10 protein-coding genes and 2 rRNA genes are annotated in these 9,380 nt (G+C 66.7%); all 12 read right to left on the reverse strand.

What is annotated here, in order from left to right; genetic code table 11:
• Positions 1–2: 2 nt before the first annotated feature.
• Positions 3–1,382: a Fis family transcriptional regulator gene (locus A2X88_10245; GenBank protein ID OGP35829.1), complete on the reverse strand. Its 1,380-nt coding sequence runs from the start codon at positions 1,380–1,382 to the stop codon at positions 3–5.
• Between the two features lie 7 nt (positions 1,383–1,389).
• A complete protein-coding gene (locus A2X88_10250; GenBank protein ID OGP35830.1) occupies positions 1,390–3,591 on the reverse strand; it encodes a hypothetical protein in 2,202 nt (733 codons plus the stop codon).
• A complete protein-coding gene (locus A2X88_10255) occupies positions 3,588–4,160 on the reverse strand; it encodes a hypothetical protein (protein ID OGP35831.1) in 573 nt (190 codons plus the stop codon). Before A2X88_10255 ends, A2X88_10250 begins: the two co-directional genes overlap by 4 nt.
• A 91-nt stretch (positions 4,161–4,251) precedes the next feature.
• Positions 4,252–5,145, reverse strand: coding sequence for a UDP-3-O-[3-hydroxymyristoyl] N-acetylglucosamine deacetylase (locus tag A2X88_10260; protein OGP35832.1), 894 nt, complete (start codon positions 5,143–5,145; stop codon positions 4,252–4,254).
• 166 nt (positions 5,146–5,311) lie between these two features.
• Complete coding sequence (locus tag A2X88_10265) at positions 5,312–5,524, reverse strand: hypothetical protein (GenBank protein OGP35833.1); 213 nt, start codon at positions 5,522–5,524, stop codon at positions 5,312–5,314.
• A gap of 14 nt (positions 5,525–5,538) precedes the next feature.
• On the reverse strand, positions 5,539–5,799 hold the full coding sequence (locus A2X88_10270; protein OGP35834.1) for a hypothetical protein: 261 nt from the start codon (positions 5,797–5,799) through the stop codon (positions 5,539–5,541).
• 9 nt (positions 5,800–5,808) lie between these two features.
• Positions 5,809–6,843, reverse strand: coding sequence for a Holliday junction DNA helicase RuvB (locus A2X88_10275; GenBank protein ID OGP35835.1), 1,035 nt, complete (start codon positions 6,841–6,843; stop codon positions 5,809–5,811).
• 26 nt (positions 6,844–6,869) lie between these two features.
• Positions 6,870–7,487 carry a Holliday junction DNA helicase RuvA gene (locus tag A2X88_10280; protein ID OGP35836.1) on the reverse strand — a complete coding sequence of 206 codons (618 nt, stop codon included), beginning with the start codon at positions 7,485–7,487 and terminating at the stop codon, positions 6,870–6,872.
• Positions 7,488–7,573: 86 nt separating this feature from the next.
• Complete coding sequence (locus A2X88_10285; GenBank protein ID OGP35837.1) at positions 7,574–8,056, reverse strand: crossover junction endodeoxyribonuclease RuvC; 483 nt, start codon at positions 8,054–8,056, stop codon at positions 7,574–7,576.
• Positions 8,053–8,808, reverse strand: coding sequence for a transcriptional regulator (locus A2X88_10290; GenBank protein ID OGP35838.1), 756 nt, complete (start codon positions 8,806–8,808; stop codon positions 8,053–8,055). Before A2X88_10290 ends, A2X88_10285 begins: the two co-directional genes overlap by 4 nt.
• 158 nt (positions 8,809–8,966) lie before the next feature.
• Positions 8,967–9,083 (reverse strand): 5S ribosomal RNA (rrf, locus tag A2X88_10295).
• Positions 9,084–9,165: 82 nt separating this feature from the next.
• Positions 9,166–9,380, reverse strand: a 23S ribosomal RNA gene (locus A2X88_10300); the annotation flags it as partial.

The raw sequence follows: 9,380 nt of genomic DNA on the forward strand, positions 1-9,380 counted from the left end.
CCCTATTTCCGTCCCCCCTCCGGGGAGATTCCGAACTGCCGCATCTTCCGGTGGATGCTCGTCCGGTCGATCCCAAGCTTCTCCGCGGTCCGGCTGATGTTCCCGTCGTTCTCCCGGAGCTTCCGGAGCAGGTACTCCTTCTCGAAGGCCAGGACCGCCTCCCGGTAATCGTCCCGTTCGAAGACGGTCTCCGCCGCCGCCCCTTCCGCCGGAGGAGCTTCAGCGGCCAGCACGCGCCGCACGGTCTCGTCCCCGACGATCCTGTCCACCGACAGGATCACGAGCCGCTCCACCACGTTCCGGAGTTCCCGGACGTTTCCGGGCCAGGGATGCCGGAGCAGCATCTCCGTCGCCTCCCGCGAGAACTCCCGCTCCTCCTTCCCCAGTTCCCGGCAGGCCTCGGAGGCGAAATGCGCGGCGAGGATCCGGATATCCTCCTTTCGCTCCCGGAGGGGAGGCACGAAGACGGGGAAGACGTTCAGCCGGAAGAAGAGATCCTCCCGGAACCGCCCCGCCGCGACCTCGTCGGGAAGGTTCCGGTTCGTCGCGGCGATGACCCTCGCGTCGGATCGAACCCTCTCCCCGCCGCCCACCCGTTCGAACGCCTTCTCCTCCAGCACCCGGAGGATCTTCGCCTGCGTCCGGGGGCTCATGTCCCCGACCTCGTCCAGGAAGATCGTCCCCTCCGAGGCGAGCTCGAACCGCCCCCGCCGCTTCCCGACGGCGCCCGTGAAGGCGCCCCGCTCGTGGCCGAAGAGCTCCGACTCGATCAGCTCCTCGGGGATGGCGGCGCAGTTCACCGGGATGAACGGCTTCCCGGCCCGCTTGCTGTGCCGGTGGATCTCCCGGGCGACGATCTCCTTGCCGGAGCCGTTCTCCCCGGTGATGAGGACCGACGCGTTCGTGGGGCCCGCGGCGGCGATCCCGGCCCGGACCTCCTGCATCGCCGCGGACCCGCCGATCAGACGGTACTGCTTCTCCACCCGCTCCTTGAGCTCCACGTTCTCGACCCGGAGCTCCCCCTGCTCGATCGCGCGGGAGATGTGGATCAGCAGCTTGTCCAGCGAGATCGGCTTCTCGATGAAGTCGTACGCCCCCGTCTTGACCGCCTTGACCGCGGTGTCGATCGTCCCGTGCCCGGAGATCATGATGACCGGCAGGAGCGGGTAGGTCTCCCGGATCCTCCGGAGCGCCTCCAGCCCGTCCATCCCCGGGAGCCACACGTCGAGCAGCACGCAGTCCACGAGGGTGCGGGAGAGAAGCTGGAGGCCCGCCTCGGCCGTCTCCGCGGCGTGGACCCGGTATCCCTCGTCGGACAGGACCCCGTCGAGCGTCTTCCGGATGTTCGTCTCGTCGTCGATCACCAGCACAGAATGCCGCAAGACTGCCTCACCCCCCTCCCTTCGGATGCGCGGGGAACTCGATCTCGAAGACCGCCCCCCGAGGCTCGTTGTCGCGGACCCTCACCGTTCCGCGGTGGTCGGCGGCGATCGTGCTGACGATCGCCAACCCGAGCCCGGTTCCCCCCTCCATCCGGGAGAAGTAGGGCTCGAAGAGACGGTCCCGGTCTCCCGGGGGCACCCCGGGGCCGTCGTCGGAGACGGCGATCCGGATCAGGTCCAGCTTCGGCTCGTAGCCGCAGCGGACCCGGACCCTCCCCTTCCCCTCGAGGACCGCCGACGCGTTCTCCAGCAGGTTGGTCACCGCCCGCCGGATCTGGAACGGGTCGAACCAGGCGTCGGGAAGGTCGTCCGCCTCGAACTCCCATGCGATCCCGGGGGAGGAGGTCCGGAACGTCTCCACGACCGGGCGCAGCTCCGCCGCGAGCGAGCCCTCCTTGAAGGCCGGGGCCGGCATCCGGGCGAACCGGGTGAACTCCTCGACGAGCCGCTTGAGCGACCCGACCTCGGAGAGGATCGTGCGGGTGGACTCCCGGAAAGCCGGGTCCCCCTCGTGCGCCGCGGCGAATTTCTTCTCGAGCCGCTCCGTGGAGAGCTGGATCGGCGTCAGCGGGTTGCGGATCTCGTGGGCGATCCTCCGGGCCACCTCCCGCCAGGCGAGGACCTTCTGGAGGCGCATCGACTGGGAGAGGTCGTCGAAGGCCACGACGAGCCCGAGATACTCCTCCGAGTCGTCGTGGAGCACGGCGATGCTCACCCGCAGAGAGACCGCCTTCCCGCCGACCGTCAGGCCCACCTGCCGCTCCAGCGTCCTTCCCGGCATCGTCCCCACCTCCCGGGAGAGAGCGCGCACCGCCTCGTAATGCTCCTCCCGGACGACCTCCTTGTAGGGCTTCCCGACCGCCGCCTCCGTCCGGATCCCAAGGAGCCGCTCCGCCACCTTGTTGATCATCGCGATCCGCCCCCCCCGGTCGATCACGATCACGCCGGTGGAGATGTTCGTGAGGATCGTCTCGATGAACCGGGTCCTCCTGCGCATCTCCTCGTAGGTGGAGGTGAGGGAGACGTTGGCCTCCTCGTAGTTCCGCTTCATTCCCTGCAGGTCGGCCGTCATCCGGTTGAAGGAGGCGACCAGGGTCCCGAATTCGTCGTCGGAGCGGTACTCGAGGCGGACGTCGAGATCGCCGGAGGCGACCTTCTCGGTCCCCTCGGCCAGCATCTGGACCGGGACCGTGATCTGCCGCGCCAGGTAGATCCCCATCCAGGAGGCGGAAAAGACGATCAGCAGGGTGATCAGGACGAGCGTGGCGATGTAGCTCGCGCGGATCGGGTCGTCGAGCAGCCGGACCTGGTGGTACTCGTCGTAGGCCTTCGCGATCTCCCGGATGCCGCGGGCCTCCTCGGCAGACAGGGTCCGGACCGCGATCGCCGCGCGGCCGTCCGGAAGTCGGCGGACCGCGGAGGCGAAGGTGTCGCCGACGAAGGTGGCCGTCTCCTTCCCCGGCGTCCCCGCCGCTTCCCCCTTCATCCGGGAGAGGATCTCCTTCACCGTCTCGGGAGATGCCTCCCCGGCCGACCCGAGCACCCCTTTCGGCCCCGCAAGGACCAGGGAAACCCCGGAAGTCTTTTCGCCTCCCGCCTTCGCCCACAGCTCCTCCGCGGAAGGATCCCCTCCGCCCGAGGCCATGGCCTCCGCCGCCCGGTCCGCAAGGGGCGCCAGGGAGAGGGCCTTCTCCTCGAGGTTTCTCCGCGCCATGTCGAGCGCTTCGTTCAGGGCCACGCCGACCCGTCCGCCGATCCAGGACTTGATCCCGGTCGTGGTGATGTTCGCGGCCGCAAAGAAGAGCAGGATGGTGGGGACGAGGGAGAACGAGATGAAGATGAGCACCAGGCGGGAGCGTATCTTCGCCCCCAGGATGTTCCGCTTCCGGTCCAGGATCACCTTGAAGAGGTTCCGGGTCACCAGGAAGATCAGCAGGACGACGAGAATGACGTTCAGATTGATCAGCGCGAAGATGACGATGTTGCTGCTGAAGGCGACCGACCCCCCGATCGCGGCGAGATTCGCCTCGAGGATCGTCAGCCCCGCCACGAGGATCAGGATGATCCCGATGGCGATCTTCTCCCGCCGTCTTCGGGCGGACTCTCCGTCCCGTGCCGTTTCCGGCGATATGCGGGGAACCGGCTTCATGGCGCGGAAAGATCTCCCTTCCACCAGTCGGTTTCGACATCCCAGATGGACGAGAAGAAGAAGATCGTGCGGAGCGGCTGGGAGAGGCCGACACGGTCCAGCCGGGTCCGGATACGGGCCCGGTAGAGTTTCCCCTGGATCGCCGGGATCCGGAGCGGCAGGACGATCTCGTACGAGGTCATTCCATCAAGCGCCGAGAACAGGTCCGGGAGAGTCTCCTCCACGCCTCCCCGGCTCAGGCGATAGATGCGGGACAGGGAGTCGTGCCGTACCGACCGGGACACGGTGACCTCGCCAACCGTCACGTCGAACCAGTTCCGGTGGATCCGCTCGACCCGCACGACCGTCCGGAAGGAGATTTCGATCCCGCTCTTGAGCGCCTCGACCATCTCGGGGGTAAAGGCGTCGTAGAGGCGGAAGCGGACGGTCGCCTTCTCGCCCTTGACCTGTCCGTGGATCTCGATGATTTTCGGCTCCGGGCGGGCGGCCGCAGAGAGGCCGGGGGCCAGCAGGATGCCGAACAGGATCAGCGGTACGGCAAGGTAGCGCAACGTGGCCTCCCGGGACATTATACCCGGATGAGGCAAACCTGCAACAGTTCCGGAGGTGCGCGAAAACAGGGGGGGAGTGGCCCGGTTCCCGGGCCACTCGGGTGGGGTTTCAGGCAGTTACCGGTATGGCTTCGGGGGATTCCCCCGCGGCAACGCGTCTCTCGTCGAAACCGGAAGATCCGGCGGCCGCCAGGTATTCCGTCAGATCGTGGTTCACCGTGTGCCCCGGCCGGACCGCGACGAAAGAGCCCCGCAGCGACCGCCCCAGCAGCGCGATGTCCCCGAGGAAATCAAGCAGCTTGTGCCGGGCGAACTCGTCCGGGAACCGCAGCCCTTCCGTATTGTGCACGTCGGCTCCGTCGACCACGATGGCGTTGTCGAGCGAACCGCCGCGTGCAAGTCCAACCGATCGGAGCGCCTCGATCTGCTCCCGCAGCACGAACGTTCGGGCCGGGGCGATCTCCCGGAGGAAGTTCTCCGGGGTCTGGGTGTACTTCGCCCACTGCCGCCCGATCGCAGTTCCGGGGAAATCGACCGTGACCAGGATCTCCAGATCCACGGAGGGTGCCATGGTGATCATCGATCCGTTCCGGCGGATCCGGTCGTTCTCGAAGATCCGGAGGTACCTTCTCCGGGCGGGCTGCGCGGCGGATCCCGCGGAGGCGATCCCCTTCGCGATCGCCAGCCCGCTCCCGTCCAGGATCGGCAGCTCGGGAGCGTTCACCTCGACCACCGCGTTGTCGATCTCCATGCCGAACAGGGCGGCCATGAAATGCTCGACGGTCGCAATCCTCACCCCGTCGCTGGAGAGCACGGTCGCATAGGCGGTCTCCGCCACGTTCTCGACCGAGGCGGGGATTTCCGCCCCGACATCGGTTCGGCGGAACAGGATTCCGGTACCGGGCGCCGCCGGGAGGATCCGGGCCGCCGAGGGAACGCCGGAGTGGAGCCCCACCCCGGAAAACTCGACCGGCCGTGAAATCGTATGCTGGAATTGCCTCATCCGGACCTCTCCCGGTCTCTTTCAAGGAAGGTGATGCAATCCGCATGCCGTTTTTAGTTGGAAGGGAAACCCATTCATTTCAGGAAGATAGTTCATCGGGATTCCGGGGGAACCGGGCGGGTGTTGCATCACTGCAACACGGAATGTCGTTGGAAATCCACAACCTCTATTTTCGGAAGAGCCAGAACAGGAGGGAGAGCACGATACTGACCAGAACGCAGGTGACGATCGGGAAATGGAAGGTGAAATTCTCCCGCCGGACCGTGATGTCGCCCGGAAGTTTCCCGATCCATCCGACCTTGTCCGTCAGGAGCAGGAGAAGCCCCATCCCCGCGACCGCCAGTCCGGCGATCAGCAGGATCTTCCCGAACCCGGCCATCCCGAAAATCTCCCCTACCGCCCCCCGAAGACCGTCTTCAGCAGATCGGTGACTCTCGCCGCCGGATCGGTCCGGATCTTCTTCTCCTCCTGTGCCACCATATAAAAGAGGCCGTCGAGCGACTTGTTCGTGACGTAATGGTCAAGATCGAGCGACTCGGCGCTGGTGAACGGCAGCGCGGTGTACCGCCCCATCATCTCCTTGTAGCTCCGTGTCGTCCCGGCCTCGTCCATGCCGGAGGAGACGATCGGCTTGAATTCCTCCACGCCCAGCACGTCGATGATTCACCCGTCCCCGAACAAACCCTCCTGCTGCGGGGAGCGCTTGGGAGGGGTCACCCCGAGGTGCCGGTAGGCGGCGGGCGTGGCCACCCTGCCCCTCGGCGTGCGCTTGAGGAACCCCTGCTGGATGAGGAACGGCTCGTAGACATCCTCGATCGTGTCCCGCTCCTCGCTCACCGACGCGGAGATCGTTTCCACGCCTACAGGTCCGCCGTGGAACTTCTCGAGAATGACCCGGAGGATCTTCCGGTCCATCACGTCGAGCCCCTCCCGGTCCACTTCCATCTTGAGCAGCGCATGGTCGGCGATCTCCCGGTGGATCCTCCCCTCACCGCTCACCTGGGCGAAGTCGCGGACCCGCTTCAGGAGGCGGATGGCGACGCGTGGGGTCCCCCGGGAGCGGCGGGCGATCTCCCGCGCCCCCTCCGCGTCCACCGGGATCGAGAGCGACCTCGCACACCGACGGATCACCTCCTCGAGCTCTTCGGGGCGGTAGTACTCCATCCGGAAATGGACCCCGAAGCGGTCGCGCAGGGGAGAGGTGAGCAGCCCGGTCCGGGTGGTCGCACCCACCAGCGTGAACGGGGGAAGGGTGAGCCGGATCGACTTGGCCGAGGGGCCCTGCCCCAGGATGATGTCGAGGGCGAAGTCCTCCATCGCCGAGTAGAGCAGCTCCTCCACAACGCGGCTTAACCGGTGGATCTCGTCGATGAAGAGCAGGTCTCCCGGCTCGAGGGCGGTCAGGATCGAGGCGATGTCCCCTTTGCGCTCGATCGCCGGCCCCGAGGTGATCCGGATCCCCACCCCCATCTCGTTGGCGATGATGTGGGCGAGCGTCGTCTTCCCCAGGCCCGGCGGACCCGAGAGGAGCACATGGTCGAGCGGCTCCTTCCGGTTCCTGGCCGCCTCGATGAAGGTCGCAAGGTTGGAGACGATCGGGGCCTGCCCGATGAACTCGGAGAGGAATTTCGGCCGCAGGGAGAGCTCGGATCCCCCTTCCCCCCCGCCGGTCTTCGGATCCACGACGCGTCCTTCCACTTCGCCTCCCTCGTGCGCGTTCCCGCTCACCGGCGCGGTCCCGAAAGCCGCTTCAGCGCGCCCCGGATCAGGATCTCCGTGGAGGCCTCCGCCCCGGCCTCCTTGCGGACGCCGCCCACCGTCACCTGCGCCTCGGCCCGGGAGAAGCCCAGGGAGACCATCGCCTGGACTGCTTCGGCCTCGGGAGCGGAAGGACCCGCGGGTCCCTCATCCTCCGGGGCGGGAGTGAATTCGACCGCCACTTTCCTGAGCCGGTCCGGCAGTTCCATCGCGATCCGCTGCGCCAGTTTTTTCCCGATGCCGGGGACCCTCGTGAAGGGGGCCGCGTCCTCGCGCGCGCAGGCGGACAGCACGCCGGAGATCCCCAGGACCGACAGCACGGCGACCGCGGACTTCGGCCCGACGCCGCTCACCCCGATGATCGCCAGGAAGATCTGCCGCTCGGTCTCCGACGAGAACCCGAAGAGATCGGAGCCCCCCTCGCGCACCTGGAGGAAGGTCCGCAGGAGGCAGGATTCCCCGTCGGGAGGAAGGTCGGCGCGGGTTACGGAGGACACGTGCACGCGGAAGCCCACCCCCGCGCATTCCACGACAACGAAATCCTTCCCCCCGCCCGACAGGCGTCCGCGCAGATGGTCGATCATGGGAAATCATGATAGCACGTGCCGCCATCGTTCCACACTGGCCGTTGGGACCCCCGGGTGTCCGGAAAGGGATCTCCTTCGGGGCCCTACGCCGGATCCCGGGTCACCGCCCGGCAGAAGGCCATCGCCAGGGCGTCGGAGGCATCGGGGGGGACCTTTACCCGGATGCCGAGGAGGCGGCAGACCATCTCGCCGACCTGCTCCTTCGGCGCGGCGCCGAAGCCGGTAGCGGAGAGCTTGATCTCTTTCGCGCTGTATTCGTGGACGAGGACTCCCGAGGCGCGGCAGGCCACGATGGCGGCCCCCCGCGCCTGCCCGAGCTTGAGGGCGGAGGCGGCGTTCTTCGCGAGGAACACCTTCTCCACCGACGCCTCGGTGGGGCCGTGGAGCCGGATGACCCGGGTCAGCTCCTCGTAGATGCGGAAGAGGCGATCGGGGAAGGAGTCGGGCGACCCGGTGGAGATCACCCCCCAGGCGACGGGTAACAGGTTGCTCCCGGAAAGGTCGATAATGCCGTACCCGGTGCTCCGGGAGCCCGGGTCGATTCCGAGGATGCGGCGGCGGGTCACCCGCCGAAGGCCTCCATCGCCTCGTCGGAGATGTCGAAGTTCGCCCAGACGTTCTGGACGTCGTCGCACTCCTCGAGGGCGTTCATGAGGCGCAGCATCCGGTCGGCCGCCTTCCCCTCGAGGTGGACCGTGGACTGGGGGACCATCGCCACCTCGGCGGAGACGATCCCGACCCCCTTTTCTTTCAGCCCCTCCCGGACCGCGTCGAAACTTTCCGGATCGCAGCGGACCTCGTACTCGGAGGACTCCGGGTCGGAGGCGACGTCGTCGGCGCCCAGCTCCAGCGCCAGCTCGATCAGCTTCTCCTCCCCGATCGCCGACCGGGGTACGAGGATCGTCCCCTTCTTCGAGAACATCCAGTTCACGCAGCCGGTCTCGCCGAGGTTCCCGTTGTGCTTCGAGAGGAGGTGCCGGATCTCGGCCACCGTGCGGTTCCTGTTGTCGGTCAGGACCTTGACGAGCACGGCTACCCCGCTGGGGCCGTACCCCTCGTAGAGGAACTCCTCGTAGGAGACCCCATCCAGCTCGCCGGTCCCCTTCTTGATTGCCCGCGTGACGTTGTCGTTGGGCATGTTCACCGCGCGGGCCGCCTGGATGGCGGCGCGCAGCCGCGAGTTCCCCCCCGGGTCCCCCCCCCCGATCCTGGCGGAGGTGATCAGCTCCCGGGTGATCTTCGTGAAGGCCTTCCCCCGCTGGGCGTCGGCCTTCCCCTTCCTGTGCTTGATCGAGCTCCACTTGTTGTGGCCGGACATGGACGGAAAAACCTCCTGGGCGGGGACACTTCCAAGCGGGGACACTCCTTGTTTTCCGACGAAAAAACCCAGGAGTGTCCCCGCCCGTGCGGAGTGTCCCCGATCGATTATACAAAAAAAGCCCCTGCGCCGTTTCCGGTGCAAGGGCTCTGAAATCAATTCGGCAGCGACCTACTCTCCCACGGGGGTAACCCCGTAGTACCATCGGCGCTGGAGAGCTTAACTTCCGTGTTCGGGATGGGAACGGGTGTTGCCTCTCCGCCATCGCCGCCGAAAGACAGGTTCCGTGAAACGCCGCGCGCTTCCCGCGCGGGTGCCGATCCGTCGAATGCGTCCGAAAACGTTCATCCGTTGAGTAGTGGTCAAGCCTCACGGGCGATTAGTACCGGTTAGCTGAACGCATTACTGCGCGTACACACCCGGCCTATCAACCTTGTAGTCTACAAGGGCCCTTCAGGGGGATCAAGTCCCCGGGATACCTCATCTCAGGGCGGGTTTCCCACTTAGATGCTTTCAGCGGTTATCCCTTCCGCACATAGCTACCCAGCGATGCCCCTGGCGGAACAACTGGT

It is taken from the genome of Deltaproteobacteria bacterium GWC2_65_14 (genome assembly GCA_001797615.1).
GTDB lineage: Bacteria > Desulfobacterota > Deferrimicrobia > Deferrimicrobiales > Deferrimicrobiaceae > GWC2-65-14.